Here is a 26,122-nt window from a genome sequence, read left to right as displayed (position 1 = left end):
GAGGGCGAAGGAGGAGTGGGAGCGCTGCAAGCGCGAAGGCGACAGCGCGGCTCAGCCGCGGATGACGGCCCCGCCTTCGAGCCTCGCGCGGCCGGAAGCGACTTCCGCCAGCGCCGCCGGATAGAGCTTGTGCTCCTCGACGAGGACGCGCTGCGCCAGCGTCTCTTCGTCGTCGCCGGGCAGGACGGGCACCTTGGCTTGCAGGATCACCGGTCCGGCATCGAGCTCCGGCACGACGAAATGCGCCGAGCAGCCATGCTCGGAAACGCCGGCTTCCAGGGCCTGCCGATGCGTATGCGTGCCCTTGAACAGCGGCAGCAGCGAGGGGTGGATATTGATCATCCGCCCTTCCCAGCGCGCCACGAACCAGGGTGTCAGGATGCGCATGAAGCCGGCCAGAACGATGAGCTCGATCTGGTTGACCCGCAGCACTTCGTCCATCGCTCGCTCGAAGGCTTCGCGATCCTTGTTGAAGGCGCGGTGATCCACGGTCGCCGTGGCGATGCCGAAATCGCGCGCCCGGTCGAGCCCGGCGACATCGGGAATGTTCGAGATGACGAGCGCGATCTCGGCCGGATAGCCCGGCGCCTGTGCCGCTTCTGCCAGCGAGACCATGTTGGAGCCGCGCCCGGAGATCAGCACCCCGACGCGCTTGCGGGGAGGGGCGGCGCTCACAGCGAGAGCTTGCCGCGATAGCCGACCTGCTCCTCACCGGCCGCGACCGGCACGATCTCGCCGAGCCTCACCGGCGCCTCGCCGGCAGCCTTCAGCGCGGCAAGGACCTCGTCGGCCTTGTCAGCCTGCGCGGTGACAATCATGCCGATGCCGCAGTTGAAGGTGCGCAGCATCTCGCGCTCGGCGACGCCGCCGACCTTGGCGAGCCAGCCGAACACCGCCGGAACCGGGATGGCGGGCAGGTCGAGCGCGACGCCCAGCCCTTCGGGCAGGACGCGCGGAATATTGTCGGGGAAGCCGCCGCCGGTGATATGCGCCAGCGCCTTGATGCCGTCGGTCGCCTTCAGCGCCTGCAGGAGAGGCTTCACATAGATGCGGGTCGGCTCCAGCAGCGCCGCGGCGAGGCTCTTTTCGGGAGCGAAGGGGGCAGGGGCTTCCCAGCCGAGGCCGCTGAGCTGGACGATGCGGCGCACCAGCGAATAGCCGTTCGAATGTACGCCGGAGGAGGGCAGGCCGAACACCACGTCGCCTGGCTTGAGGTCCTCACGGGGCAGCAGCGTGCCGCGCTCGGCGGCACCGACCGCGAAGCCGGCGAGGTCGTAATCCTTCTCGGCATACATGCCGGGCATCTCGGCGGTCTCGCCGCCGATCAGCGCGCAGCCGGCCTGGCGGCAGCCATCGGCGATGCCGCGCACGATCTCGACGCCGACCCTCGGGTCGAGCTTGCCGGTGGCGTAATAGTCGAGGAAGAGCAGGGGCTCGGCGCCCTGGACGATGAGGTCGTTGACGCACATCGCGACGAGGTCGATGCCGATCGTCGAATGCAGCCCGCTTTCGATCGCGATCTTGACCTTGGTGCCGACGCCGTCATTGGCGGCGACCAGGATCGGATCGCTGAAACCAGCGGCCTTGAGATCGAACAATCCGCCGAAGCCGCCGATCTCCGCGTCCGCGCCCGGCCGGCGCGTCGCGCGCACCAGCGGCTTGATCTCGTCGACCATGGCATTGCCGGCGTCGATATCGACGCCTGCCTGCGCATAGGTCAGTCCGTTTGCGCCGGGCTTGCTCATTGCGTTTCGCCTTCCTTGCGTGCTCGCGGGAGCGATAGGCAAGCGCGCCCGCCATGGCAAGGCGTTAGGGCCGGCTTTGGCGATTTCTCACAGGTGGAGAGGCGTCATTCCGGCCGGGCGCAGGGTCTCTGACGAGAGAGCATTGGTCTTTCCGGCGGTTCGCGCGACAGTGCCGCCATGACGATCCCCAACCTGATCACCATCGGCCGCCTGTTCCTGGTGCCGCTGGTCATCGTCATGATCGCCGGCGCGAATTGGCAGGCGGCCTTCATCCTCTTCGTCGTGGCCGGCATATCGGACGCGGTCGACGGTTTCCTCGCCAAGCGCTGCGGCATGGCGAGCGAACTCGGTGCATGGCTCGATCCGGCCGCCGACAAGGCGCTGATCGTCTCGATCTACATCACGCTCGCGGTCGTCGGCGCGATCCCGGTCTGGCTCGTCGTGCTCGTCGTCGCGCGCGACCTGATGATCGTGGCGGCCGTGATCCTGTCCTGGCTGCTCCACAAGCCGCTGACGATCGCCCCCATCATTGTCAGCAAGCTCAACACCGCCGCGCAGATCGGTTTCGCCGCGCTGGCGCTGGGCTCGCGCGCCTTCGGCATCGATCTCGGCTCCGTCGCGCCGGCCTGTGAACTCGTCGTCGCTCTGTTGACGGTCGCCTCGATGACGGCCTATCTCGCCTTCTGGCTGCGCCATATGGCAGGTTGACGGGGCTTTATCAGCCATTGCGGTTGGCAATGCGGCCTCCGATGCACATCTGACATGTCCGCCGGCCCTGAGATGCGAGAGAGGCTGATCGATGACGTTGCAACGCCAGATCGGCTTCTGGGTCGGTTCCCTTCTTGTCTTCGTCCTGTTCCTGGTGGTGCTGCGCGACGTGCTGCTGCCCTTCATCGCGGCGCTGGCGCTGGCCTATCTGCTCGATCCGCTCGCCGACAGGCTGGAGCGCATGGGCATGAACCGGCTCGCGGCGACGATCGTCATCCTCGTCGTCTTCCTGCTGATCTTCGTGCTGGCGCTGGTTCTACTGGCCCCTCTGCTCGGCCAGCAGCTTGCCGGCCTCGTCGCACGCCTGCCGGGCGATGCCGCCAAGCTCCAGGCGCTGGTGCTGGAGAAGGGCGCGCCCTGGCTCGAGCGCTTCGGCGGCACCGACCTCACCAAGGAAGCGCAGAACTCGCTCGGCAATCTCGTCGGCGACGGCATGAAATGGGTCGGCGGCCTGCTGCAATCGCTCTGGAGCGGCGGCACCGCCATCGTCGGCGTCTTTTCGCTGCTGGTGCTGACGCCGGTCATCGCCTTCTACCTGCTGGTCGACTGGGATCGCATGGTCGCGACCGTCGATAGCTGGCTGCCTCTCGACCATCGCGACACCATTCGCGGCCTTCTGCGCGAGATGGACATGGCGATCGCCGGCTTCCTGCGCGGGCAGGCGCTGGTCTGCGTGCTGCTTGGGAGCTTCTACGCGGTCGGCCTCAGCATCGTCGGCGTCAATTTCGGCGCGCTGATCGGTATCATCTCGGGCTTCCTCTCCTTCATCCCCTATGTCGGCTCACTGACCGGGCTCGTGCTCTCGGTCGGCGTCGCGACGGTGCAGTTCTGGCCGGACTGGACCTGGCCGCTGGCGACGCTCGGCGTCTTCCTGGCCGGTCAGTTCCTCGAAGGAAACATCTTCCAGCCTAAATTCGTCGGCGACTCCATCGGCGTGCACCCGGTCTGGCTGATGTTCGCGCTGCTCGCCTTCGGCTCGCTGTTCGGTTTCGTCGGCCTGTTGCTGGCGGTGCCGCTTTCGGCGGTGATCGGGGTGCTCTGCCGCTTCGCGCTCCGGCAATATCTCGGCAGCAACCTCTATCGCGGCGTCCATCCGCAGCCGACGAAGATCGATGTGACCATCGATATCGAGCGCTGAGTTGTCGATGTCCGAGTTGCCCCCGCGTCCGCGTCAGCTTGCCTTCGACCTCCCTGTCGACAGTCGCCATGGCGTCGAGGATATCCTGGTCGGCGCCTCCAACGAGGCGGCCTACGGCCTGATCGAGCGCTGGCCGGCCTGGCCCGAGGCGTGGCTGCGCCTCACCGGCCCGGAAGGCGCCGGCAAGACCCATCTCGCCGCGATCTGGGCCCGCGCCGCTCATGCCTGGACGATCCCCGCCAGGGAGCTGAACGAGGCTCAGGTGCCGCACCTCGTCTCCGGCGGCGCGCTGGTGATCGAGGATTGCGATGCGGGCGCCCTCGACGAGCACGCCCTGTTCCACCTGATGAACGCCATCAAGGCGCGGGGCGGCTTCCTGCTGCTGACGGCGCGAAGCTCGCCTGATCTCTGGGGCCTGAGCGTGCCGGACCTGCTGTCGCGCCTCCGGCTGGCTCCGGCCGCGACGATCGAGCCGCCGGATGACGGTTTGCTGCGGGCGCTGCTGGTCAAGCTCTTCATCGATCGCCAGCTCGTGGTCGACATCGCCGTGATCGACGCCCTCGCCATGCGGATGGAACGCTCCTTCGCCGCCGCGCGGCAGGTCGTCGACCGGCTCGACCGGATGGCGCTCGAACGGGGCCGCAGGGTCACCCGCCCGCTGGTTCAGGAGGCGCTGGCGGAACTGTTTCCGGAGGAGCCGGGTTGAAGCCGGCTATATTCGCGCGGCCGATGCTTCAAATCATGTCGCTTGTCATCGAACCGTCACGCTAGGATGGCTTCAACGGCTGCATGAGCGGAAAGATGACCAGGACCCGAGCGAAGAGCATGCCTCTCGAGACCGCGATCGACGAGCCGGAGAAGCTCTCCAGCGAGGCCGATCCGGCGCCCCTGCGCCACCAGCCGGAGCGCTTCATGAACCGGGAGCTCTCCTGGCTCCAGTTCAACCGCCGCGTCATGGAAGAGGCCTCGAATCGCAGCCATCCGCTGCTGGAGCAGCTTCGCTTCCTCTCGATCTCCGCGAACAATCTCGACGAATTCTTCATGGTCCGCGTCTCCGGCCTGCGCGAGCAGCTCAAGGCCGGCGTGATCACGCGCAGCCAGGACGGCCTGACGCCGGCCGGCCAGCTCGTCGCCATCGGCGAGGCGGTGGCCGCGCTGACCGCCGACCAGCAGGCGCGCTGGGCCGAACTGCGCCAAGACCTGCACGAGAATCGGATCCATATGCTCCAGCCGGGCGATATCGGCCCGCAGGACCGGATCTGGCTGGAGGACTACTTCCTCAACTACATCTTCCCGGTGCTGACGCCGCTGGCGATCGACCCGGCGCATCCCTTCCCCTTCATCCCCAATCTCGGCTTCACCATCGCGCTGGCGCTGGAGCGCAAGAGCGACGGTCGCCAGCTCGACGCGCTGATCCGCGTGCCGACCAAGATCGACCGCTTTATCGAATTGCCGGACCTGGCGCGAGAAGGCTTGCATCGCTTCATCGCGCTCGACGACGCCGTCTCGCTCTTCATCAGCAAGCTCTTCCCCGGTTACGAGGTGAAGGGCGCCGGCTCCTTCCGCATCATCCGCGACTCAGATCTCGACATCGAGGAGGAGGCGGAGGATCTCGTCCGCGTCTTCGAGACCATGCTGAAGCAGCGAAGGCTGGGCGTCGTCATCCGACTCGAACTCTCGATCGGCATGCCGGACCACCTGCGCCGGATGATCGTGCGCGAGCTCAGGGTCGACAGCGACGAGGTCGTCGAGATCAACGGCATGATCGGCCTGAACGAGCTCGCGCAGCTCGTCGGCGTCGATCGGCCGGATCTGAAGTTCAAGCCCTATAATGCCCGCTTCCCCGAGCGCATCCGCGAGCATGGCGGCGACTGTTTCGCCGCGATCCGCCAGAAGGACCTGCTCGTCCATCACCCCTATGAGAGCTTCGACGTCGTCGTGCAGTTCCTGCAGCAGGCGGCGCGCGACCCCAATGTCGTCGCGATCAAGCAGACACTCTACCGCACCTCCGCCAACTCGCCGATCGTCAAGGCGCTGACGGAGGCGGCCGAGGCCGGCAAGTCGGTCACCGCGCTGGTCGAGCTCAAGGCCCGCTTCGACGAGGAAGCCAATATCCGCTGGGCCAAGGAGATGGAGCGGGCCGGCGTCCAGGTCGTCTACGGCTTCATCGAGCTCAAGACCCACGCCAAGCTGTCACTGGTGGTGCGCCGCGAGGCCGGCCAGCTCGTCACCTATTGCCATATCGCGACCGGCAACTACCACCCGATCACGGCGCGCATCTACACCGACGTCTCCTTCTTCACCGCCGACCCCGTGCTGTCGCAGGACGTTGCCCGCATCTTTAACTTCATCACCGGCTATGCCGAGCCCGCCGGGCTGGAGCGCATGTCGGTTTCGCCGACCGGGCTGAAGCAGCGCCTGCTGGCCGACATCGCCGAGGAGGTCGCCCATGTGAAGGCCGGCCGCAAGGGCGCGATCTGGGGCAAGTGCAACGCACTGGTCGATCCCGAGATCATCGACGCGCTCTATGACGCCAGCCAGGCCGGCGTCGAGATCGATTTCGTCGTGCGCGGGATCTGCTGCCTGCGGCCCGGCGTGCCCGGCCTCTCGGACAATATCCGGGTCAAGTCGATCATCGGCCGCTTCCTCGAGCATACCCGCATCTACGCCTTCGGCGCCGGCCACGGCATGCCGTCGCCCAAGGCCAAGATCTACATATCCTCGGCCGACCTGATGCCGCGCAACCTCGATCGCCGCGTCGAGGCGCTGACCCCGATTCTGAACCCGACTGTGCATCAGCAGTTGTTGGATCAGATCATGCTGGCCAACCTGCTCGACAACGAGCAGAGCTGGACGATATTGCCCGATGGCGGCTCGCGCCGCATTGTCCCCGCGCCGAACGAAGAGCCGTTCAATGCGCATAAGTACTTCATGACGAACCCGAGTCTGTCCGGACGTGGAAAATCGCTCTCCAACTCAAGTCCCCGTTCCCTCTCGCGCCGAGGGGGACGCAAGGCCTGAGCTCAAGCATGCGCCGGGGCGGCTCGCGTTGTCCCACACCATCGCCATCGTCGATATCGGCTCGAACTCGGTCCGCCTCGTCGTCTACGAGATGCTGGCCCGCGCCCCCGCGCAGGTCTTCAACGAGAAGGAAATGGCGGGTCTCGGCCGGCAGGTCGCCTCGACCGGCCGTCTCGCCGATGACGCCGTCGCCAAGGCGATCAACGCGCTGGTGCGCTTCCGCATCCTCTGCGAAGCGATGCATGTCGGCGAGATTCGCGTCATCGCCACCGCCGCGGCGCGCTATGCCAGCAATGGGCCGGAATTCATCGCCCGCGCCGAGGAGGCGATCGGCCAGCCGATCGAGCTGATCTCGGGCGGGCGCGAGGCCATCCTTTCCGGCCTCGGCGTGATCTCGGGCTTCGACAATCCGGACGGCGTGGTCGGCGATCTCGGCGGCGGCAGCCTGGAGCTGATCTCGATCAAGGACGGCGCGGTGGGGCAGGGCGCCAGCGTCCCGCTCGGCGGCCTCGCCCTGCTCGACCGCTCGAAGGGTTCGCTCCGGGCGGCCGAGAAGATCGTCAAGGACGAGCTCGACAAGCTGCCGCAGCTCGCCGCCATGAAAGGGCGCGACTTCTACGCCGTGGGCGGCACCTGGCGCGCGCTCGCCACGCTCCACCAGCACCGCGTCGGCTATCCGCTGAACGTGATGCACGGCTATTCCGTGCCGACCCGCGACGTCGCGGATTTCGTCAGGCTGGTCGAGCGCGCCGATATCTCGGTGCTCGATGCGATCGATGCCGTGTCCTCCGCCCGCCGGCCGCTGCTGGCCTATGGCGCGCTGGTGCTGGACGAACTGATCAAGCGCGGCAAGCCGCGCGAGATCATCATCTCGGCGCAGGGCGTGCGCGAAGGGCTGCTGCACGAGCAGCTCTCGCCGGAAGAGCAGAGCGCCGACCCGCTGATGCAGGCGGCGCGGGACTACAATCTGCTGCGCGCCCGCGACCCGCGCCATGCGGCCGAGCTGATCAACTGGACCCGCGGCATCCTGGAGACGGCCGGCCTGCCGCAGGACGAGCCCTCCGGCCGGATGATCGAGACCGTCTGCCTGCTCTCCGATATCGGCTGGCGCGCCCATCCCGACTATCGCGGCGAGCAGAGCATGAATGTCATCGCCCACGCCTATTTCACCGGCCTCGACCATATCGGGCGCGCTTTTCTGGCGCTGACGATCTTCCATCGCTATGCAGGGATGAAGGCGAGTTCGCCGGCCGCAGCCGGGCTCAAGACGCTGCTGCCGCCGCCGATCCTGGCTCGGGCGCTCCTGATCGCCGCGATATTCCGCGTCGCCTATCTGCTCTCGGCCGGCATGGCCGGCATCCTGCCGCGCATCCCGGCGGCCTGCGTCGACAATCGCCTGCTCCTGCGCTTTCCGGCCGACCTGTCGGCGCTGGCGAGCGAGCGCGTCGAGGGGCGGCTGAAGCAGCTCGCGAAGCTGCTCGGCCGCGATTTCGAGATCGGCAGGCTCTGAGGCCTTACGAACCCGCGTCATGCTCGGGCTTGACCCGAGCATCTCTTCATCCGGTTTCGTCATTCCGGGCGACCGGAGGGAGACCCGGAATCCATCGTAGGATGTCGAATTCTATGATGGATTCCGGATCCGCGCCGCTTCGCGGCTTGTCCGGAATGACGCTGGAATAATCCGGAGATTCTCGGGTCGAAGCTTCGCTTCGCCCGAGAATGACGGAGCGTTTTCGGTGCCGCTTATCCCACCGCCCGCAGCCGGGCGAAGCCGGCGTCGAGATCGGCCTTGAGGTCTTCGATATCCTCCAGTCCGATATGGATCCGGATCGTCGGCCCCTTGAAGTCCGGCGTCGTCGCGGTGCGGTAGTCCTTGCAGTCGAAGGGCAGCACCAGGCTCTCGTAGCCGCCCCAGGAAGCGCCGATCCCGAACAGCGTCAGCCCGTCCAGCATCGCGCCGACAGCCTTCATCGAGACGGGCTTCAGCTCGAACGTGAAGAGCGAGGAGGCACCGGTGAAATCGCGCTTCCAGATCTCGTGGCCGGGAGCGCCGGGCAGGGCGGGGTGCAGGACGTTTGCGACCTCCGGGCGATCGCGCAGCCATTCCGCCATGGCGAGGCCGGCCGGCATCTGCTCCTTCAGGCGGATCGCCATCGTGCGCATGCCGCGCAGCGTCAGGAACGCATCTTCCGGGGCGACGATGAGGCCGAGCTGGCCCCAGGCCGCGCGCAGCTTCTTGTAGAGTTCCGGCGTCCGGGCCGAGACGGTGCCGATCAGCACGTCCGAATGGGCGGCATAATACTTCGTGCCGGCCTGCACCGAGAGATCGATGCCGAAGGCGTGGGCATCGAAGAACAGCGGCGTCGCCCAGGTATTGTCCATCGCGACCGGGATGCCGCGCTCGCGCGCAGCCGCGACGATCGCTGGAATGTCCTGCATCTCGAAGGTCTGGGAGCCCGGCGCCTCGGTCCAGATCGCCTTCGTGTTCGGCTTGAACAGCTTGGCGATGTCGCCGCCGACCAGCGGGTCGTAATAGGTCGTCTCGATACCCATCCGCTTCAGGAAGGTGTCGCAGAAGATTCGCGTCGGCCGATAGACGCTGTCCGTCACCAGGACATGGTCGCCGGCCGAGAGCAGGGTCAGAAAGGCAAGCGTACAGGCCATCAGTCCCGATGGCGTCACGACGACGCCGGCGCCGCCCTCGATCGTGTTGGCGGCGGCGATCAGCGCGTCGATCGTCGGGTTGCCGTCCGTGCCGTAGGTGTAGCGCGCCTTGCGCACCAGGAAGTCTTCGGTGTTCGGATAGACCACCGTCGAGCCTCGTACGATAGGCGCATTGACAAAGCCGTAGCTGTCGGCGGGGTCCCGGCCGGCCAGAACCAGGCGCGTGCGCTCGCCGAGGCGCGCAAATTCAGGCGAAGTCAGCTTTTTCATGGGACGGCACGGCCAGAAAGTGGGAAAATCATGGTCAGGCTTGACCACTCCCCACAAACTCGCATGTGATATATGCAGGGAACAAGGGGCGGCTCATGCGTATGGCGGTTGCTTGACGCTCATGAATCGCTCTGGCAATCGACTCGAGGATATGGCGACGCCGCGCGCAAGCGGGACGAACCGAGCGGCGAAAAAGCCGCCGGCGGCGTGACCAGAAATATCTTCCGGCATCAGCCGGATCAGGGGTTCCAACGGGAGAGTACCGATGAAGAAGTTTGTAGCGGCCGCGCTTGCGGCAGGGTTCGGCATGGCGCTGTCAGCGACCGGGGCGTCGGCCCAGGCCACGCTGACGCAGGTCAAGCAGCGCGGCATCCTCAATTGCGGCTCGAACACCGGCCTCGCCGGCTTCGGCGTGCCGGACGCGCAGGGCAACTGGAAGGGCCTCGACGTCGACCTCTGCCGCGCCATCGCGGCGACGGTCTTCAACGACCCCAACAAGGTGAAGTTCATCCCGCTTTCGGCCAAAGACCGCTTCACCGCGCTCCAGTCGGGCGAGGTCGACGTTCTCGTCCGCAACTCGACCTGGACGATGACGCGCGACGCCTCGCTCGGCCTGCTCTTCACCGGCGTGAACTATTATGACGGCCAGGGCTTCCTGGTCCGCAAGAAGCTCGGCGTGAACTCGGCGCTGCAGCTCAACGGCGCCTCGGTCTGCACCCAGCAGGGCACCACGACCGAGCTCAACCTCGCCGACTACTTCCGCGCCAACAACCTGAAATACGAAGTCGTGGCCTTCGCGACCTCGGACGAGACGGTCAAGGCCTATGACGCCGGTCGCTGCGACGCCTTCACCACCGACGCCTCGGGCCTCTATGCCGAGCGCCTGAAGCTGACGAACCCCGACGAGCATCTCGTTTTGCCGGAGATCATCTCCAAGGAGCCGCTCGGACCGGCCGTCCGCAACAACGACCCGCAATGGTTCAACCTGGTGAAATGGGTCCATTTCGCCATGCTGAACGCTGAGGAGCTCGGCGTGACCCAAGCGAATGTCGACGAGAAGACCAAGTCCGACAACCCGGAGATCAAGCGTCTGCTCGGCACCGAAGGCAAGTTCGGCGAGCAGGTCGGCCTGACCCCGGATTGGGTCGTCCGCATCGTCAAGCATGTCGGCAATTACGGCGAATCCTTCGAGCGCAACGTGGGCCAGGGCTCGCTGCTCAAGATCGCCCGCGGCCAGAACGGTCTGTGGACCAAGGGCGGCCTGCAATACGCCCCGCCGGTTCGCTAAGAGGCATGCGGGGCGCCGGCCTGGCCGGCGCCCCGTTTCATCGTCGCGCGCCGAAACGGCCCCGGCCGGCGATGGGCGCGATGTGAGTGTCCGGTTGCCGTATGGTGTCGCTGCTGTCGTCCAGGATACGTTCTGCCATTTCCAAGGCAAGGATGCCGCTGCTCGTCGCGATGGCATCTGCCGCGATGGCTGCCCTGGCGCCGGATGAAGGGCGCGCCGCGCCGGCGGGCGGCTTGCTCGACAAGGTGAGACAGCGCGGCTCGGTGATTTGCGGCGTCGCGCCTTCGCTGGCCGGTTTCTCCCTGCCCGACAGGCAGGGGCGCTGGACCGGACTCGACGTCGATCTCTGCCGTGCGGTCGCCGCCGCGATCTTCGACGATCCCGAGAAGGTGACGTTCGTCCCGCTGCTGTCGAAGGACCGCTTCACCGCGCTCCAGACCGGCGAGGTCGATCTTCTGTCGCGGACCTCGACCTGGTCGATGGCGCGCGATACCGCGCTCGGCCTCAACTTCACCGGCATCAATTTCTATGGCGGCGAGGGCTTCATGGTGCGCGGCAAGCTCGGCCTGACCTCGGCCCGGCAACTCGCCGGAGCCTCCGTCTGCGTCGAGCAGGGCACCACGACCGAACTCAATGTCGCCGATTTCTTCCGCGGCCACGGCCTGAAATATGAGATCGTCGCCTTCAAGGACAGCCAGGAAACCCTCGACGCCTATGCCAGCGGCCGCTGCGACGCCTATGCCTATGACCGGGCCGGCCTCGCGATCCAGCGCGTGGGGCTCGCAGCGCCGCAGGAGCACGTCATCCTGCCCGAGACGATCTCGAAGGAGCCGCTCGGCCCGGCCGTGCGCCACGGCGACGACCAATGGTTCGACCTGGTCAAGTGGACGCTGTTCGCCATGGTCGATGCCGAGGAGCTGGGCGTGGGCCAGGGCAATCTCGATTCCATGCGGGCCTCGGAGCGGCCGGATGTCCGTCGATTGCTCGGCTTGGAGGGCGATTTCGGCGAGCCGCTCGGCCTGAATCGCGATTGGGCCTATCGCATTCTTCGCCATGTCGGCAATTATGGGGAATCTTTTGAGAGAAATCTCGGTCGGGACTCGCCTCTGAAGATCGAACGTGGCCAGAATGCGCTGTGGACTCGGGGAGGGCTGCAATACGCTCCGCCGATCCGCTGACGACCGCCCGGCGGGGGGCGGACCAAAAAATGAAACGGGGCCGCAAGGCCCCGCACGAGACGAAGGAGCAAGGGCAAGGTTCGGGCGGCTTGGCCCGGGACTTGCTCACGAGCCGAGGGCGGGACGAACCCGCCCCGAACAGGGGAACGAGATGAAGATCATGGCAGAATCGGTGATTGCCGGTGCCGGAGACCTGTCGCAGCGCATGGCGCGGACCGGGAACGGGGGCTGAGGGAAGGGCGCGCGGCTTGCCGGCCGGGCGCCGTTCGCGAAACCGGAACAGTGGCACGGACAACAAGACGACCACGGCGCAACCGCACCGCCGCAGGATCGCCGGCCACGACAAGCGAAGCAAAAAAGGGCGTGACAGGTGTCGAGCATCCCCAGCGAACAGGTAACACCCGGCAAGGCGTCGTTATTCTACGACCCGAAGATCCGGGGCTATGTCTATCAGGCCGCCCTGGTGGCGATCGTCGCCTTCCTGATCTGGTCAGCGGCATCGAACGCGATCGAGAACCTGCGTGCGCAGAAGATCGCCTCGGGCTTCGGCTTCTGGCACAACGCGGCCGGCTTCGACATCAACCAGAAGCTGATTACGTTCTCGGCCTCGGGCGGCTCGACCTATGGCGACGCGTTCATCGTCGGCCTGCTCAACACGCTGCTGGTGGCCGGCCTGGGCATCATCTTCGCGACCTTTCTCGGCTTCTTCGTCGGCGTCGCCCGACTCTCGAACAACTGGGTCATCTCGAAGCTCGCGATGATCTATGTCGAGGTCATCCGGAACATCCCGCTGCTGCTCCAGCTGTTCTTCTGGTACAACGCGGTCCTGAAGCCGCTGCCCAACCCGCGCGATTCCATCGCGCTGCCGGCCGGCGCGCTGCTCAACAACCGCGGCCTTTACCTTCCCGATCCGCAGCTCGGCCCCGGTGGCAACCTCATCGTCTGGGCCTTCCTGATCGGCCTCGTCGCCACCTTCCTCTTCCGGTCCTGGGCGCATAAGCAGCAGGCCGCGACCGGCCGGCAATATCCGATCGGCTGGGTCGCGCTCGCCCTGATCGTCCTCCTGCCCGCGCTGATCTATTTCGTGACGGGCCGGCCGGTCTCCTTCATCTATCCCGAGCGGGCCGGCTTCAACCTGCGCGGCGGCATCCAGATCTTCCCGGAATTCGTCGCGCTCCTGATCGGCCTGACCACCTATACGGCGGGCTTCATCGCCGAGGTGGTGCGTGCCGGCATCCTCGCGGTGTCGAAAGGGCAGACCGAGGCCGCCAATGCGCTGGGCCTGCGCAACGGGCCGACGCTGAAGCTCGTCGTCATCCCGCAGGCTATGCGGGTAATCATTCCGCCGCTGACCTCGAACTACCTCAACCTGATCAAGAACTCGTCATTGGCGGTGGCGATCGGCTATCCCGATCTTGTCCAGGTCTTCACCGGTACGGTGTTGAACCAGACCGGCCAGGCCGTCGAGGTCGTGGCGATTACGATGGCGGTCTATCTGACGATCTCGCTGGTGACTTCGCTGTTCATGAACATCTACAACAAGCGCATGGCGCTGGTGGAACGGTGAGGGCCGCGCGATGACCGACGCAACAACCGAGAACGCGCCCTTCGCCTTCGTCCGCAAGGAGACGCTTCCGCAGGAGCCGGCGCCGCTTTCCGTCGCCGGCCCCCTGGCCTGGATCAGGACGAACCTGTTCTCGAGCCCGCTCAACATCATCCTGACGCTGCTCTGCGTCTGGCTGGTCGTCGATACGGTTCCGGGAATGATCCGCTTCTATTTCCTCGATGCGGTCTGGACCGGGACGAACCGTGACGCCTGCCTCGCCGACAAGGTCGGGCGCCCGGTCGGCGCCTGCTGGGCCTATATCGCCGATCGCACCCAGTACTTCATTTACGGCTCCTACCCCGTGTCCGAGCGCTGGCGCGTCAACATCGTCTTCGTGATGTTCGCTCTCGGCGTGGTCTGGCTGCTCTGGAACAAGATGCCGCTGAAGAAGGTCGGCGCCTTCTTCTTCTTCGTCATCATGCCAGCCAGCGCCTTCATCCTGCTGCTCGGCGGCGAGCGCGCGGTGAGCTTCCTGCGCTTCCTGATCCTCGTCACCTTCGCGCTGGCGGTGCTGTATCTCGTGCTCTCCTTCGTGCCGGGGCTGATGAAGTTCTGGATCGGCGAGGGGCAGCTCGCTGTCGAGGAGGCCATGCCGGTCTGGCAGCGCTTCTACCGGCCCAAGCGCCTGATCCTGATCTCGCTCGTCGTCTTCGGCCTGCTGGCGGTGCTCGCCGACAAGGTCGGTCTGCCGCGCGTAGATACCGGCCTCTGGGGCGGCATGACCGTGACCTTCCTAATCTCGGCGGTCGGTATCGTCTTCTCGCTGCCGCTCGGCGTGCTGCTGGCGCTCGGCCGGCGCTCCAAGCTGCCGGCTATCCAGCTGCTCTCGGTGATCTTCATCGAGTTCGTGCGCGGCGTGCCGCTGATCACCGTGCTGTTCATGGCCAACACCATGCTGCCGCTCTTCGTGCCGCAGGAATGGTCGCCGGACCGCTTGCTGCGCCCGCTGATCGGCGTCGCGCTCTTCGCTGCCGCCTATATGGCGGAGGTGGTGCGCGGCGGCCTGCAGGCGATGCCGAAGGGCCAGTACGAGGGCGCGATGTCGCTCGGCCTCGGCTACTGGCAGATGATGCGCCTGATCATCCTGCCGCAGGCGCTGCGCATCGTGATCCCGGGCATCGTCAACACCTTCATCGGGCTGTTCAAGGATACGACGCTGGTCACCATCGTCGGTATCTTTGACTTCCTGCGCACCATCGAGGCGACGCTGATCGATCCGACCTGGGCGACGCCCACGACACGGTCGACAGGCTACGCTTTCGCCGCCATCTTCTATTTCCTGTGCTGCTGGGGAATGTCGCGCTATTCGATTGCGGTCGAGAAGCGCCTCGCCGCCGGCCAAAAACGTTGAGAGGGACGACAACCATGGCAATGGCAGAAACCAAGACGACCGGCTCCCGCCCCGCGGCGCTGAAGCAGACCTCGCTGAACACCGCCACCGCGGTCGAGATGATCGGCGTGAACAAGTGGTACGGCGAGTTCCACGTGCTGCGCGACATCAACCTGAAGGTCGGCCGTGGCGAGAAGCTGGTCATCTGCGGCCCGTCCGGCTCGGGCAAGTCGACGATGATCCGCTGCATCAACCGGCTGGAAGAGCACCAGAAGGGCCAGATCATCGTCGACGGCACGGAACTGACCAACGATCTCAAGAAGATCGACGAGATCCGTCGCGACGTCGGCATGGTCTTCCAGCACTTCAACCTGTTCCCGCATCTGACGATCCTCGAGAACCTGACGCTGGCGCCGATCTGGGTGCGCAAGATGCCGAAGAAGGATGCCGAGGAGATCGGCATGCACTATCTCACGCGCGTCAAGATCCCCGAGCAGGCCCATAAATATCCGGGCCAGCTGTCGGGCGGCCAGCAGCAGCGCGTCGCGATCGCCCGCTCGCTGTGCATGAGCCCGAAGATCATGCTGTTCGACGAGCCGACCTCGGCGCTCGATCCCGAGATGGTCAAGGAGGTGCTCGACACCATGGTCTCGCTGGCGGAGGAGGGCATGACCATGCTCTGCGTCACCCACGAAATGGGCTTCGCCCGCCAGGTCGCCGACCGCGTCATCTTCATGGATGCCGGCCAGATCGTCGAGATGAACACCCCCGACGCGTTCTTCAAGAACCCGCAGCACGAGCGCACCAAGCTCTTCCTCAGCCAGATTCTGCACTGAGGGCGGAACGTCCCGCCGCCTCGATCGCAAGCGCGCCGGCTCATGCCGGCGCGTTTTTCGTTTCAGGGCGGAGCCGAGTCTTCCTGGATTGCTTCGCTTCGCTCGCAATGACGGCGTGGCGCGATGGCGCCCCTTTTCGGCATGGCGAAACATGCCTTGTCGGAACGAATCCTGGCGTACCCCGTTTGTGACGGGAACGGAGGAAACGCCATGAAACGTCTTGTTCCTGCTTTGCTCGCCGCCCTTCTGGTCAGCGGCGGGGCCTATGCCCAGTCGATCAATGTCGGCCCCGGCGGCGTCAGCGTCGATACGCGCTCGCCGCGCGAGCGGGCGGTCGACCGGGAGATCCGCGAGGAGCGGCGCGACCGCTATGAGCGCCATCGCGAGCGGGAATGGCGCCGGGCGAACTACCGCCGCGACTGCCGCACCGTGACGACCGAGCGCGAAACGCCGCGTGGCGTCGTGCGCCGGACCACCCGCGTCTGCGACTGAGTTCGGCCGCGCCGGCAGGCGCGGCATCCGTCCATGAAAAAGGCCCGCGGCGCCAAGCGTCGCGGGCCTTCTGTTGGAACGAGGCTTATTTGCCGTCGCGCGCCTTCACGGCTTGGTCGGGGAAGTCCGAGAACAGCCCGTCGAGGCCGAGCGCGAAGAAGGCCTTGTACTCGGCGCCCGCATCGCCCTTGAAGTCGGAGGTCAGCCGCTTCGGCTCGCTACGGAAGGTCCAGCTATGGACCAGGAGCCCGGCCGCGTGGGCGTCCTTCACCACATTGGTCGGGGCCATCAGCGTGCGGTCGCGCTCGTCGATCGTGCCGTCGCCGTTCAGGTCCTGCGGCTTGCCGTCGGCGCCGATCGTCTGCTTCGAGCCGATCAGATAGGGCTTCCAGGGGCCGACGCCGTCGGCATAGGTCGCGATCTCCTTCAGGCCCTCGGCCGAGAGCATGTCCTGGAAAGTCCGCTTGTCGCCGAGCACGGCGAAGTCGTAGGGGCGGTCGAAGGGCGCGACGAGCGTGACCTTGCCGTCCTTGTCGACACCGTCGCCATCGACGAGCTGGACGAGGCGCAATTGCGTCTTCGGGCGCAGGTATTTCAGGTTTGCGGTCTCGAAGCTCTGGATGAAGACCGGCGCGGCCTTGTCGGTCCAGCCGGCGGCCTTGAGCATGTCGAGCAGCTTGTCCTCGAAGGCGAGGCCCAGCGCGGCGTGATAGGTCGGGTGCTTGGTCTCGGGATAGATGCCGATGGTGCGGCCGGTGCGGGCGCTCTCGGCCTTGGCGAGGTCGATCACCTCCTGGAAGGTCGGGATCTGGTACTTGCCGTTATGCGACTGGTCGCGGTCGGCGAAGGCCTGCTTGGCCTTGAGCGTCTTGATCTCGGCGGCGGTGAAGTCGTTGGCGAACCAGTCGGTGGTGTCGACGCCGTCGACCTTGCGGGTGGTCTTGCGATTGGCGAATTCCGGGCGGTTGGCGACGTCGGTGGTGCCTGACAGCATCGGCTCGTGGCGGACGACGAGCACGCCGTCCTTGGTCGAGACGAGGTCTGGCTCGATGAAATCGGCACCCTGCTGGATCGCGAGCTTGTAGCCCTCGATCGTATGCTCCGGCATGTAGCCGCTGGCGCCGCGATGACCGATGACGAGCGGCTTCTGGCCCGACAGCGTCGGGGCCGCCTGTGCGAACGCAGCCGGAACCTGGAAGGCCAGCGCGGCGAGAAGCGTGGTCGAGAGAAGGAGGTTCTTTGTCATGATCTGCCCAGCCTCACGGAAATGCGAGCGACCTTAAGAGGGCGGATATGACACGGCCATGAAGGCCGATGCTTGGATTTGAGTGGGGCGCTGCGCGCACAGGCGTGAAGCCTGTCGACGGCAAAGACGAAACGCTCACGATGCCGATCGCGGCGTCAACCAGGAGCGCAGGGATGTCCTCGGATGAGCGGGTAGGCGATACGGTCGAATGCGAGTTTTGCTGTAAGAGGCGCTCGGGAGAAAACCTAGGACATGCAAGGTTTTTGCTGAAGCTCTGCAACTCCACGAGCGCATGTGAGCGGTCAAAGACAAGAGGAATCGTTCCATAAAAATGCTCAAGCGCACTGGTGCTGCAATCATCGTATTCGCAGGTATGGCCATCTACGCATGGTCTCCGGATCTCGACTGGCGAACCGCCGAGGAAATACCGTTCGTTCTCCGAGACGGCGTCGAGCTTGCGCGCCATTCAGCCGCTAGAACACCTGCGTCGCTCAGCCTGATCTGCGGTGTCGACGGTGGTCTTCACCTGCTGTTGCGCACACGCCTGCCGATCCCCGCAGAGTTTCGAAGGAATATGCCCGGCAGAGTTGAGAATGTCTCGGTCATCATCGGCGACGGGATGACACAGCAGCTTCAGGTTGCCGTCGATATCGTTGCGACGGCTTCCGGGAGTGGGTGGTGGTTTGAGCGACTGGTCGGCGGAAAGCCGCTCGATACGATGGTCACGTCACGCTTGCCGCCAGAGAAGGTGACGATGCTCGAAAGCTGGTTCGGCAGCAGCAGGCCACCCTCGAGGGTTGCTGTGATGGGCATTCTCGAAACGGGCTCGTTCATGGTCGGCACGCGTACAGGCGAAGCGATCGGGACGCTTCGTTCGAATTGTGTCGCAGCCTGATGCAAGGGACCAGTGCGAGATAACGCGGTTCTACGAGCTTTATTCGCTCGCTGCCCTACTTCTCGTCTTTCCTCGGGTCCTCGACATAAACAAGCCCGCCCCGGCGAAAGCGGAGGCGGGCTTGTGCGATCACCGATGCGGGCGGGCCTACCGGGAGCGAAGCCGCAGCCGTCTCCCCGCAATCTCAGCGGCGGTGGGTCTCAAGCGTCGTCTTGGCGTCGAGGCGCTTGGAGGCCGGCGGGGTGTAGTCCGGCTGCTGCTGGGTGGCGCAGGCGGCAAGGCCGAGCGCGACAAGGCCGAGGACGAGGATGCGGCTGGCGCTTTTCATGTGTGGATATCCCGTTCACCGCGACATGCGGTTGCATCGTCTTTCCGCTTGTGGAACGACCGCGTCAAGAGTGTGACACTGGGGGCTTCATGTCCCTGCGTCATGCTTGAATCGGTCGAAATCCGTTCGGCCTCGTCTTTGCGGCGTCCCGGAATCCGTCCGGCGATGCCAGGATTGAAGCGTCATGACCCCAGCCGCCCGGATCAGCGCCGCCATCGAGGTGCTCCAGGATATCGTCGAGCGCCGCCGGCCCGCCGCCGATTCGCTCAAGGACTGGGGCCTGTCGCGCCGCTTCGCCGGCTCGAAGGACCGGGCCGCCGTCGCTTCGCTGGTCTATGACGCGCTCCGGCGCAAGGCCTCGTCCGGCTATGCGATGGCGTCCGAGACGCCACGCGCGCTCGTCCTCGGCATGCTGGCGGGCCTGCGCGGCCTCGGCGTCGCCGAGATCGCGGCGCTCTGCTCGGGCGAGAACCATGCGCCACAGCCCTTGAACGACGACGAGACGGCGCTGCTCACGGCCTTTTCCGTCGAAGGCGCTCCGGATTGGGTGCAGGCGGACGTCCCGGAATGGCTCTGGCCCTCGTTCCGGGCGGGCCTGGGTGAAGCAGCCATCGCCGAGGGCGAGGCTCTGGCCGCCCGCGCGCCGATCGACCTGCGCGTCAACCGCCTCAAGGCAAGCCGCGACGCTGTGCTGAAGGATCTCGCCCATCTCCAGCCGGAGCAGGGCCCCTGGTCGCCCGACGCCTTGCGCTTCCAGCCCGGCTATGACGGGCGCGGCCCCTCATTGCAGACAGAGCCCGGCTTCTTCGCCGGCGCCTTCGAGATCCAGGACGAGGGCTCGCAACTGGTGACGCTGCTCGCCGGCGCCAAGCCCGGCCAGACCGTGATCGATCTCTGCGCCGGGGCAGGGGGCAAGACACTGGCGCTCGCCGCGCTGATGGCCAATCGCGGCAGCCTCTACGCCACCGATCTCGACAGCCGCCGCCTCGCGCCATTGCATGACCGGCTGGCCCGCTCGGGGGCGAGCGTCGTCGAGGTCCGCATTCCCCGCTCGCGCGGCCACGAGCCCTTCGCCGATATCGCCGGGCAGGTGGATCTGGTGCTGGTCGATGCGCCCTGCACCGGCTCAGGCACCTGGCGGCGCAACCCCGACGCGAAATGGCGCGTGCGCCCCGGCGCATTGGCAGAGCGCATCAAGGACCAGGCCGAGGTGCTGGCGCGGGCCGCCCGGCTGGTGAAGCCGGGAGGCCGCATCGCCTATATCACCTGCTCCGTGCTGCCGGAGGAGAACGACGAGGCCATCCGTGCCTTCCTCGGCAAGCATCCGGGCTTTGCCGCGGTCGCGCCGAGCGACGTGCTCAAGGGTGCCGAGAGCGATGTCTCGCTGCTCGCTCGCTTCGCCACCAGCTACGGCCTGCAGTTCTCGCCGCGGCGTACGGGCACGGACGGGTTCTATCTGGCCTGTCTGCAAGGCTGAGGCCGCGAACGCTCGCTGCGGGGTGTGCGACAGTATCGTCCGCCTCACCAGGAGCGAAAATTGTGCGTTCTTGCGCCGGCGAGCCGCTTTGACGATGTCATGATCGCTACCAATCGCATGGGAATGGTCATGAGCGCGAATACGGAAACCTTCGTCTCCCTTGCCGTCTTGAAGGCAAAAGCCGGCCGTCGGGAGGATCTGCGGGCGGCGCTTCTCGCCCTGATCGAGCCGACGCGGGCGGAAGTGGGTTGCCTCGACTATGTCCTGTTCGAGCAGCGCGATGAGCCTGGCACGTTTTACATGCGCGAGGCGTTCCGCAACCGTGCGGCGCTCGATACGCATATCGCCACTCCTCATTTCCAGGCTTTTGCCGCTGGGATGGAAGCGCTTCTGGCCGAACCGCTGCGCTTGATCGTTCTGGATCAGGTTTCCTCCTGAGGCGGCCTGCTTTCCGGCATGGCCGTTCCGCCCTGATGCCGTGGCCGAGCCGTTGCGCGCGCCCGCGCGATCCATTAACGGAACGCGATGACGAGCGCTCAGCCCCATCACGACTCCATCCTCATCATCGATTTCGGCTCGCAGGTGACGCAGCTCATCGCGCGGCGCATCCGCGAGATCGGCGTCTATTGCGAGATCGCCCCGTTCCAGTCGGCGGCCGATGCCTTCGCCCGCATGAAGCCGAAGGGCGTGATCTTCTCGGGCGGCCCGGCCTCGGTGCCGGACGAGGGCAGCCCGCGCGCGCCTGAAGCGGTCTTCTCGGCGAATATCCCGCTGATGGGCATCTGCTACGGCCAGCAGACCATGGCGCATCAGCTCGGGGGCAAGGTCGAGGGCGGGCATGCGGCTGAGTTCGGCCGCGCCGATGTCGAGATCGTCGCGCCGTCGAAGCTGTTCGAAGGCGTCTGGGAGAAGGGCGTGCGCTATCCCGTCTGGATGAGCCATGGCGACCGGGTCACCGAACTGCCGCGGGGCTTCTCGGTCAAGGCGACCTCGGAGAACGCCCCCTTCGCGGTGGCAAGCGACGAGACCCGGCGCTTCTACACCACGATGTTCCACCCCGAGGTGGTCCACACCCCGGATGGCGGCAAGCTGCTGCGCAATTTCGTCGTCGAGATCTGCGGCTGCAAGCCGGACTGGAGCATGTCGGCCTATCGCGCCGAGATGCAGAAGAAGATCCGCGAGCAGGTCGGCGCCGGCCGCGTCATCTGCGGGCTCTCCGGCGGCGTCGACTCGGCGGTCGCGGCGGTGCTGATCCACGAGGCGATCGGCGACCAGCTCACCTGCGTCTTCGTCGATCACGGCCTGATGCGGATGAACGAGGCCGAAGAGGTCGTCCGCCTGTTCAGGGATCACTACAACATCCCGCTGGTGCATGTTGAGGCCGAAGAGCTTTTCCTCTCCGAGCTCGCCAAATGCGGCGCCGATCCGGAAGCCAAGCGCAAGACCATCGGCCGGCTCTTCATCGACGTCTTCGATGCCGAGGCCGCCAAGCTCGGCGGCGCCGATTTCCTGGCGCAGGGCACGCTCTATCCCGACGTGATCGAGAGCGTGTCGTTCTCCGGCGGCCCCTCGGTGACCATCAAGAGCCACCACAATGTCGGCGGCCTGCCCGAGCGCATGAAGATGAAGCTCGTCGAGCCGCTGCGCGAGCTCTTCAAGGACGAGGTCCGCGTGCTCGGCCGCGAGCTCGGCCTGCCCGAAGCCTTCGTCGGCCGCCACCCCTTCCCGGGGCCGGGCCTCGCCATCCGCTGCCCCGGCGAGATCACCAGGGAGAAGCTCGACATCCTGCGCAAGGCCGATGCGATCTATCTCGACGAGATCCGCAAGGCCGGCCTCTACGACGTGATCTGGCAGGCCTTCGCCGTGCTGCTGCCGGTCCGCACCGTCGGCGTGATGGGCGACTACCGCACTTATGACCATGTCTGCGCGCTGCGCGCCGTGACCTCGGTCGACGGCATGACGGCGGATTTCTATCCCTTCGACATGAACTTCCTCGGCCGCGCCGCGACCCGCATCATCAACGAGGTCAAGGGCATCAACCGCGTCGTCTACGACGTGACATCGAAGCCCCCCGGTACGATCGAGTGGGAATGAGCCCGCTGACTTCGCTTTAAAAAGCGGTTGAGGGCCGGCCCTGCAAGGGCCGGCCCTCAACATATGGCGCTCCCTTAATCGGCGGACGGGATCGCGGCGGGGTCCATCCACATCGCTTCCCAGACATGGCCGTCGGGATCGGTGAGGCTGCGGTTGTACAGGAAGCCGAGATCCTGCTTCGCGTTGATGTCGGCCGTTCCGCCATGCTTCGCGGCAGTGTCGTTCATCCGGTCGACCGCTTCGCGGCTGTCGCAGGAAATCGCCAGCATCACTTCGCTCGAGGTCGCCGGCGGGATCGGGCGATTGGTGAAGCTGCGCCATTTGGCATGGGTCAGCAGCATCACGTGGATGGCCTCGCTCCAGACCATGGCGGCACTGGTCTCGTCGCTGAAATGCGGATTGTTGGTGAAGCCGAGCGCCTCGTAGAAGGACTTGGCGCGCGGCAGGTCCGTCACCGGCAGGTTCACGAAGATCATCTTGGTCATGTCACATCTCCCTTGATCGCGGCCGGGCTCCTTGCCCGGCCTCGTTCGACAAGCGCCGCCATGCCCGTCATCGCGGCTGCCTGTGGTGAGTGTTAGAGACGGTCGGCGGGCAGCGAATTGACGTTTGGTAGGAAATCGCGCCCCTACATCCGGCCAAGCGCGATCGCCCTTCGCAGGCGGCTTAGGCTCTCCGGCGTGATGCCCAGCCAGGCCGCGATATGATGCTGCTTCAGCCGCCGGTGCAGATCCGGTTCGCGGCGGATGAAATCGCGATAGCGTTTCATCGCGTCGTCATGGCGGAAGGAGATCTCGTCCGGTTCCTTCTCGACGATCCAGTGGCGTTCCATGTAGCGGACATAGAAGGCGGCGATATCCGGAAACGCGGCAACGAGCCGTTTGAAAGCCGCGAACTCGTATTCAAGAACGGTGCTGTCCTCGATGGCGGTGATGGTAAAGCGGCTCGGCTCGGCGAGCAGGGCCGCGCTCACGGAAGCGGCGATGCGGTTTTCCGGAAAGAAGTATTTGACGATCATGTCGCCGTCCGGCCCGACATAGTGCTGGTAGAACAGGCCTTCGACGACGAAGGCGCAGGCCGTGGGCACATCGCCCGCCCGGATGAAGGGCTCGTCCTTCTGATAGACCCTGCGCCGCAGCAGCTCAGCCCAGGCGTGCTCGGCCTCCTCCGACAGATCGGCGTAGGTGCGGATTTTTGCGAAGAATGCGTCCGTGCCCGTCATGGGGCGCCCGTCTCCTGCTCTCGTCGCGATGAGAGCACGCCCCCGGCTTGAAAGGCGAGCGGCATGTTGTCGGGCCGATAGGCGAACAATCTGCGTCCGGATCTGATCCCGAACGGGATGAAAATGCGCAACAGGAGGTCGCGCATGAAAAGCCGCCATTTGCCTTGTGCGCGTTTTTGCGAACTGTTGCGCGCGGTCAATTTGACGACTTCGCTGACGCGGGGGCGCCGCAACTCCTCGTAATGCTGGAACGCGGTCGGAACATCGGCTTCGCGCTCCAGAGCGGCGGCAAGAACGAGGGCGTCTTCGATCGCCATCGATGCGCCCTGGCCCGCATGGGGGCCGACCGCATGGGCGGCGTCGCCGAGCAGCACGACGCACCCCCTCGACCAGGCCGGCAATTCCGGCATGTCGAAGACGGGATAAGGCCGCTCGATGCTGGTGACGGCGGCGAGGATCGCGCGATTGGGCGCGGGATCGCTGGCGTGCATCTGCCGGATGCGGTCGGCAAAGGCCTTGCCATCGAACGCATCGCCATTCTCCGGCGTGTCCGCCGCGTAGGAGGTGAACCAGAAAGCCTGCTGCCGATCGTCGACCAGATAGCCGAAGAACGCCTTCTCGCCGAACGTCATGCGCATCGTGCCGTTCGTGCTGGCCACCGTGGTCTGCGTGATGCCGCCGGTGCCGATCAACCCGGTGAAATGAGGAGCGGGATAGTCGGGGAACACTTGAGCACGGATCGTCGAGCGCAAACCGTCGGCCCCGACGACGATATCGGCCTCGAAGACCTCGCCACGCGAAAGCGTCAGCCGGGCGCGACCAGTATCGGGCGTCACCGTCGCCAGGCCTGTCCCGAAACGCAGATCGGCGCCAGCCGACCGCGCGCGCTTCAGCAGGATTTCCGTCAGGCCGCCCCGGCTGATCGTGATGCTGGGCGCGCCGAAGGCGCTTTCGTGGTCGGCCTGATCCGCGTAGCCGAGGCGGGCGCCGCGCGCGTTGCAGATGTCGATTCCCGTGGTCTCGACCCCGCCGCCGCGCACGGAATCGTAGCAGCCGATGGCCTTCAACCCGTTCATGCCGTTCGGCGCCAGCGTGAGGAACGCGCCTTCGCGGCAGACTTCCGCTTCCTCGCGTCGTTCGAAGACGACAGGCCGATAGCCCTGATCGGCCAGGCGGCACGCCAGGACGAGGCCGCCGATGCCGGCGCCGCAGATCGCGATATCAGGAGAAAGGGCCCTTGCACCGGGGCGGCGAATGGATAACATATTAGATATCCTAATTGTTAGTTTATCTAACTAATTGCGAGAAGGGATGCATGTCAAGCGGGACGGACGATGAGACGATCGATGCGATCGGGCGCAGCATCATGCGCTGGCAGGATGCGACGCAGGATTTCGACGAGGCCTTCGGCCGCCTTCATGGGTTGAGCAGCCCGGAGCGCCGCTGCCTGGGCCTGATCGTGTTCGGTCCCCAGCCCGCGCGCGCCATCGCCAGCGAGACGGGCCTGACCCCTGCCTCGATCACGGCTTTGCTCGACCGGCTGGAAGCGCGCGGCCTCTTGTCACGCCAGCCGGATCCGAATGACCGCCGAAAAATCATGGTCTCGATCACCCGCAAGGCGCAGGTCATGGCAGAGGATGCCTATGGGCCAATCCACCGCGAAGGCGTGGCGCTTCTGGAGGGTTATTCCGCTGCGGAGCGGGAGATCGTCCTGAGATTCGTCACCGCTGCGGTCGAGATGCAGAATCGCCTCACCGCCGAATTCCTTGCCCGGCACGCCGGAAAGAAGGCTGAGCCGGAGAGGCCTGGCCAGAGGGGCGCGTGATCGCCCCGGCCCATCGGCCGTGGTGACGAAATCGCGACAGCGCCTGCCGGCGTTTGCCTCTCCGAAACGACTATCGGGCATCTATGAAACTCCGTTGCCCGGAGGTGGATGTGGAAACGTCGCTCTATCTGCCCGTCAAGCGCTTCCTCGAAGGGCTCGGCTACACCGTGAAGGGCGAGATCGGGCCTTGCGATCTCGTCGGACTGCGCGACGGCGATCCGTCCGTCGTGGTGATCGGCGAGCTGAAGTTGAGCTTCAATCTCGAGCTCATCCTGCAGGGCGTGGACCGATTGAGCCTCGGCGACGAGATCTGGCTCGCGGCGCAGCTTTCCGCCAGGGGCAAGGGGCGCGAGAGCGATCCGCGCTACCGCAATCTCTGCCGGCGCCTCGGATTCGGTCTGCTCGGCGTTTCCAGCACCGGGCAGGTCGATATTCTCGTCTCGCCCGCGGCGCCGACCCCGCGCAAGGATCCGCGCCGGCGCTCGCGGCTGGTGGACGAGCACAAGCGCCGCAAGGGCGACCCGGCCATGGGCGGCGGCACGCGCAAGCCCATCATGACGGCCTATCGCCAGCAGGCGCTGGCCTGTGCGGCTGCGATGGCGGCGGAGCCGAAGCGCCCGCGCGATCTCAAGCCGTCCTGTCCCGACGCCCAGAAAATCCTGCATCGCAACGTCTATGGCTGGTTCGAACGGTCCGGGC

25 protein-coding genes are annotated in these 26,122 nt (G+C 65.9%); 17 read left to right on the top strand and 8 right to left on the bottom strand.

The window, feature by feature from the left end:
- Positions 1–51 precede the first annotated feature (51 nt).
- Positions 52–675, bottom strand: coding sequence for a phosphoribosylglycinamide formyltransferase (gene purN, locus JHD80_RS20710; protein WP_199091348.1), 624 nt, complete (start codon positions 673–675; stop codon positions 52–54).
- Complete coding sequence (gene purM, locus JHD80_RS20705) at positions 672–1,745, bottom strand: phosphoribosylformylglycinamidine cyclo-ligase (RefSeq protein ID WP_199091346.1); 1,074 nt, start codon at positions 1,743–1,745, stop codon at positions 672–674. Before purM ends, purN begins: the two co-directional genes overlap by 4 nt.
- A gap of 177 nt (positions 1,746–1,922) precedes the next feature.
- On the opposite strand from purM, the gene JHD80_RS20700 reads away from it, so the two are divergent.
- The 5 genes from JHD80_RS20700 to ppx all read left to right on the top strand — a co-directional run bounded on the left by JHD80_RS20700 (position 1,923) and on the right by ppx (position 8,182).
- Positions 1,923–2,453 (top strand): CDP-alcohol phosphatidyltransferase family protein, encoded by a 531-nt coding sequence (locus JHD80_RS20700; protein ID WP_199091344.1) that lies wholly within the window; start codon positions 1,923–1,925, stop codon positions 2,451–2,453.
- Between the two features lie 91 nt (positions 2,454–2,544).
- Entirely contained in the window at positions 2,545–3,651 is a 1,107-nt protein-coding gene (locus tag JHD80_RS20695) for an AI-2E family transporter (protein ID WP_199091343.1), read from the top strand.
- 7 nt (positions 3,652–3,658) lie between these two features.
- Positions 3,659–4,357: a P-loop NTPase family protein gene (locus JHD80_RS20690; RefSeq protein WP_199091341.1), complete on the top strand. Its 699-nt coding sequence runs from the start codon at positions 3,659–3,661 to the stop codon at positions 4,355–4,357.
- Between the two features lie 119 nt (positions 4,358–4,476).
- Positions 4,477–6,672 (top strand): RNA degradosome polyphosphate kinase, encoded by a 2,196-nt coding sequence (locus JHD80_RS20685; protein WP_248311691.1) that lies wholly within the window; start codon positions 4,477–4,479, stop codon positions 6,670–6,672.
- A 28-nt stretch (positions 6,673–6,700) separates the two neighbouring features.
- Entirely contained in the window at positions 6,701–8,182 is a 1,482-nt protein-coding gene (gene ppx, locus JHD80_RS20680; protein WP_210339948.1) for an exopolyphosphatase, read from the top strand.
- Positions 8,183–8,415: 233 nt separating this feature from the next.
- Here ppx and metC read toward each other — a convergent pair whose 3' ends face one another.
- Positions 8,416–9,606 (bottom strand): cystathionine beta-lyase, encoded by a 1,191-nt coding sequence (metC, locus tag JHD80_RS20675; protein ID WP_199091337.1) that lies wholly within the window; start codon positions 9,604–9,606, stop codon positions 8,416–8,418.
- 265 nt (positions 9,607–9,871) lie between these two features.
- On the opposite strand from metC, the gene JHD80_RS20670 reads away from it, so the two are divergent.
- The 6 genes from JHD80_RS20670 to JHD80_RS20645 all read left to right on the top strand — a co-directional run bounded on the left by JHD80_RS20670 (position 9,872) and on the right by JHD80_RS20645 (position 16,336).
- Positions 9,872–10,894, top strand: coding sequence for an amino acid ABC transporter substrate-binding protein (locus JHD80_RS20670; protein WP_199091335.1), 1,023 nt, complete (start codon positions 9,872–9,874; stop codon positions 10,892–10,894).
- A 152-nt stretch (positions 10,895–11,046) separates the two neighbouring features.
- The gene (locus JHD80_RS20665; RefSeq protein WP_465246540.1) at positions 11,047–12,072 is read left to right on the top strand and encodes an amino acid ABC transporter substrate-binding protein; all 1,026 of its coding nucleotides are present in this window, start codon (positions 11,047–11,049) and stop codon (positions 12,070–12,072) included.
- A gap of 370 nt (positions 12,073–12,442) precedes the next feature.
- Complete coding sequence (locus tag JHD80_RS20660) at positions 12,443–13,639, top strand: amino acid ABC transporter permease (RefSeq protein ID WP_349237315.1); 1,197 nt, start codon at positions 12,443–12,445, stop codon at positions 13,637–13,639.
- A 10-nt stretch (positions 13,640–13,649) separates the two neighbouring features.
- The gene (locus tag JHD80_RS20655; protein ID WP_199091333.1) at positions 13,650–15,029 is read left to right on the top strand and encodes an amino acid ABC transporter permease; all 1,380 of its coding nucleotides are present in this window, start codon (positions 13,650–13,652) and stop codon (positions 15,027–15,029) included.
- A 20-nt stretch (positions 15,030–15,049) separates the two neighbouring features.
- Positions 15,050–15,844 (top strand): amino acid ABC transporter ATP-binding protein, encoded by a 795-nt coding sequence (locus JHD80_RS20650; RefSeq protein WP_465246541.1) that lies wholly within the window; start codon positions 15,050–15,052, stop codon positions 15,842–15,844.
- A 210-nt stretch (positions 15,845–16,054) separates the two neighbouring features.
- Entirely contained in the window at positions 16,055–16,336 is a 282-nt protein-coding gene (locus tag JHD80_RS20645; RefSeq protein WP_199091332.1) for a hypothetical protein, read from the top strand.
- Between the two features lie 85 nt (positions 16,337–16,421).
- Here the strand turns inward: JHD80_RS20645 and JHD80_RS20640 are convergent, their stop codons facing one another.
- Positions 16,422–17,582: a glycerophosphodiester phosphodiesterase gene (locus JHD80_RS20640; RefSeq protein WP_199091330.1), complete on the bottom strand. Its 1,161-nt coding sequence runs from the start codon at positions 17,580–17,582 to the stop codon at positions 16,422–16,424.
- A 331-nt stretch (positions 17,583–17,913) separates the two neighbouring features.
- On the opposite strand from JHD80_RS20640, the gene JHD80_RS20635 reads away from it, so the two are divergent.
- Positions 17,914–18,477: a hypothetical protein gene (locus JHD80_RS20635; RefSeq protein WP_199091328.1), complete on the top strand. Its 564-nt coding sequence runs from the start codon at positions 17,914–17,916 to the stop codon at positions 18,475–18,477.
- 184 nt (positions 18,478–18,661) lie between these two features.
- On the opposite strand, the gene JHD80_RS20630 is transcribed toward JHD80_RS20635, so the two are convergent.
- Positions 18,662–18,805: a hypothetical protein gene (locus JHD80_RS20630; protein WP_199091326.1), complete on the bottom strand. Its 144-nt coding sequence runs from the start codon at positions 18,803–18,805 to the stop codon at positions 18,662–18,664.
- A gap of 184 nt (positions 18,806–18,989) precedes the next feature.
- On the opposite strand from JHD80_RS20630, the gene JHD80_RS20625 reads away from it, so the two are divergent.
- From JHD80_RS20625 to guaA, 3 genes are all read left to right on the top strand, one after another.
- Positions 18,990–20,282, top strand: a complete 1,293-nt coding sequence (locus JHD80_RS20625; protein WP_199091324.1) for an RsmB/NOP family class I SAM-dependent RNA methyltransferase — start codon at positions 18,990–18,992, stop codon at positions 20,280–20,282.
- Between the two features lie 60 nt (positions 20,283–20,342).
- Entirely contained in the window at positions 20,343–20,720 is a 378-nt protein-coding gene (locus JHD80_RS20620) for a putative quinol monooxygenase (RefSeq protein WP_199091322.1), read from the top strand.
- A gap of 87 nt (positions 20,721–20,807) precedes the next feature.
- Positions 20,808–22,376: a glutamine-hydrolyzing GMP synthase gene (gene guaA / locus JHD80_RS20615; protein WP_199091320.1), complete on the top strand. Its 1,569-nt coding sequence runs from the start codon at positions 20,808–20,810 to the stop codon at positions 22,374–22,376.
- 74 nt (positions 22,377–22,450) lie between these two features.
- Here guaA and JHD80_RS20610 read toward each other — a convergent pair whose 3' ends face one another.
- The 3 genes from JHD80_RS20610 to JHD80_RS20600 all read right to left on the bottom strand — a co-directional run bounded on the left by JHD80_RS20610 (position 22,451) and on the right by JHD80_RS20600 (position 24,863).
- A complete protein-coding gene (locus JHD80_RS20610) occupies positions 22,451–22,861 on the bottom strand; it encodes a VOC family protein (RefSeq protein ID WP_199091318.1) in 411 nt (136 codons plus the stop codon).
- Positions 22,862–23,004: 143 nt separating this feature from the next.
- A complete protein-coding gene (locus tag JHD80_RS20605; RefSeq protein WP_199091316.1) occupies positions 23,005–23,598 on the bottom strand; it encodes a Crp/Fnr family transcriptional regulator in 594 nt (197 codons plus the stop codon).
- Positions 23,595–24,863 carry an FAD-dependent oxidoreductase gene (locus JHD80_RS20600; RefSeq protein WP_199091314.1) on the bottom strand — a complete coding sequence of 423 codons (1,269 nt, stop codon included), beginning with the start codon at positions 24,861–24,863 and terminating at the stop codon, positions 23,595–23,597. The genes JHD80_RS20605 and JHD80_RS20600 overlap by 4 nt, the downstream gene beginning before the upstream one ends.
- 50 nt (positions 24,864–24,913) lie before the next feature.
- Here JHD80_RS20600 and JHD80_RS20595 point away from each other — a divergent pair, with 50 nt between their 5' ends.
- Positions 24,914–25,423 carry a MarR family winged helix-turn-helix transcriptional regulator gene (locus JHD80_RS20595; protein WP_199091312.1) on the top strand — a complete coding sequence of 170 codons (510 nt, stop codon included), beginning with the start codon at positions 24,914–24,916 and terminating at the stop codon, positions 25,421–25,423.
- Positions 25,424–25,533: 110 nt separating this feature from the next.
- On the top strand, positions 25,534–26,122 hold a 589-nt coding region (locus JHD80_RS20590), incomplete at its 3' end, for a DUF2161 family putative PD-(D/E)XK-type phosphodiesterase (RefSeq protein ID WP_199091310.1).

Origin of the sequence: Allobosea sp. ASV33 (assembly GCF_016428755.1) — a bacterium.
Classification (GTDB): Bacteria; Pseudomonadota; Alphaproteobacteria; order Rhizobiales; family Beijerinckiaceae; genus Allobosea.
Note: the sequence above shows the minus strand (reverse complement) of the source record. Positions and strands in the feature narration are given on the sequence as shown.

What these genes read in the sequence shown, in the direction of transcription:
- purM (WP_199091346.1), bottom strand. Translation starts at nt 1,745, where the DNA reads ATGAGCAAGCCCGGCGCAAACGGACTGACCTATGCGCAGGCAGGCGTC.
- JHD80_RS20700 (WP_199091344.1), top strand. Translation starts at nt 1,923, where the DNA reads ATGACGATCCCCAACCTGATCACCATCGGCCGCCTGTTCCTGGTGCCG.
- JHD80_RS20695 (WP_199091343.1), top strand. Translation starts at nt 2,545, where the DNA reads ATGACGTTGCAACGCCAGATCGGCTTCTGGGTCGGTTCCCTTCTTGTC.
- JHD80_RS20690 (WP_199091341.1), top strand. Translation starts at nt 3,659, where the DNA reads ATGTCCGAGTTGCCCCCGCGTCCGCGTCAGCTTGCCTTCGACCTCCCT.
- JHD80_RS20685 (WP_248311691.1), top strand. Translation starts at nt 4,477, where the DNA reads ATGCCTCTCGAGACCGCGATCGACGAGCCGGAGAAGCTCTCCAGCGAG.
- metC (WP_199091337.1), bottom strand. Translation starts at nt 9,606, where the DNA reads ATGAAAAAGCTGACTTCGCCTGAATTTGCGCGCCTCGGCGAGCGCACG.
- JHD80_RS20670 (WP_199091335.1), top strand. Translation starts at nt 9,872, where the DNA reads ATGAAGAAGTTTGTAGCGGCCGCGCTTGCGGCAGGGTTCGGCATGGCG.
- JHD80_RS20665 (WP_465246540.1), top strand. Translation starts at nt 11,047, where the DNA reads ATGCCGCTGCTCGTCGCGATGGCATCTGCCGCGATGGCTGCCCTGGCG.
- JHD80_RS20655 (WP_199091333.1), top strand. Translation starts at nt 13,650, where the DNA reads ATGACCGACGCAACAACCGAGAACGCGCCCTTCGCCTTCGTCCGCAAG.
- JHD80_RS20650 (WP_465246541.1), top strand. Translation starts at nt 15,050, where the DNA reads ATGGCAGAAACCAAGACGACCGGCTCCCGCCCCGCGGCGCTGAAGCAG.
- JHD80_RS20645 (WP_199091332.1), top strand. Translation starts at nt 16,055, where the DNA reads ATGAAACGTCTTGTTCCTGCTTTGCTCGCCGCCCTTCTGGTCAGCGGC.
- JHD80_RS20640 (WP_199091330.1), bottom strand. Translation starts at nt 17,582, where the DNA reads ATGACAAAGAACCTCCTTCTCTCGACCACGCTTCTCGCCGCGCTGGCC.
- JHD80_RS20635 (WP_199091328.1), top strand. Translation starts at nt 17,914, where the DNA reads ATGCTCAAGCGCACTGGTGCTGCAATCATCGTATTCGCAGGTATGGCC.
- JHD80_RS20630 (WP_199091326.1), bottom strand. Translation starts at nt 18,805, where the DNA reads ATGAAAAGCGCCAGCCGCATCCTCGTCCTCGGCCTTGTCGCGCTCGGC.
- JHD80_RS20625 (WP_199091324.1), top strand. Translation starts at nt 18,990, where the DNA reads ATGACCCCAGCCGCCCGGATCAGCGCCGCCATCGAGGTGCTCCAGGAT.
- guaA (WP_199091320.1), top strand. Translation starts at nt 20,808, where the DNA reads ATGACGAGCGCTCAGCCCCATCACGACTCCATCCTCATCATCGATTTC.
- JHD80_RS20610 (WP_199091318.1), bottom strand. Translation starts at nt 22,861, where the DNA reads ATGACCAAGATGATCTTCGTGAACCTGCCGGTGACGGACCTGCCGCGC.
- JHD80_RS20605 (WP_199091316.1), bottom strand. Translation starts at nt 23,598, where the DNA reads ATGACGGGCACGGACGCATTCTTCGCAAAAATCCGCACCTACGCCGAT.
- JHD80_RS20600 (WP_199091314.1), bottom strand. Translation starts at nt 24,863, where the DNA reads ATGTTATCCATTCGCCGCCCCGGTGCAAGGGCCCTTTCTCCTGATATC.
- JHD80_RS20595 (WP_199091312.1), top strand. Translation starts at nt 24,914, where the DNA reads ATGTCAAGCGGGACGGACGATGAGACGATCGATGCGATCGGGCGCAGC.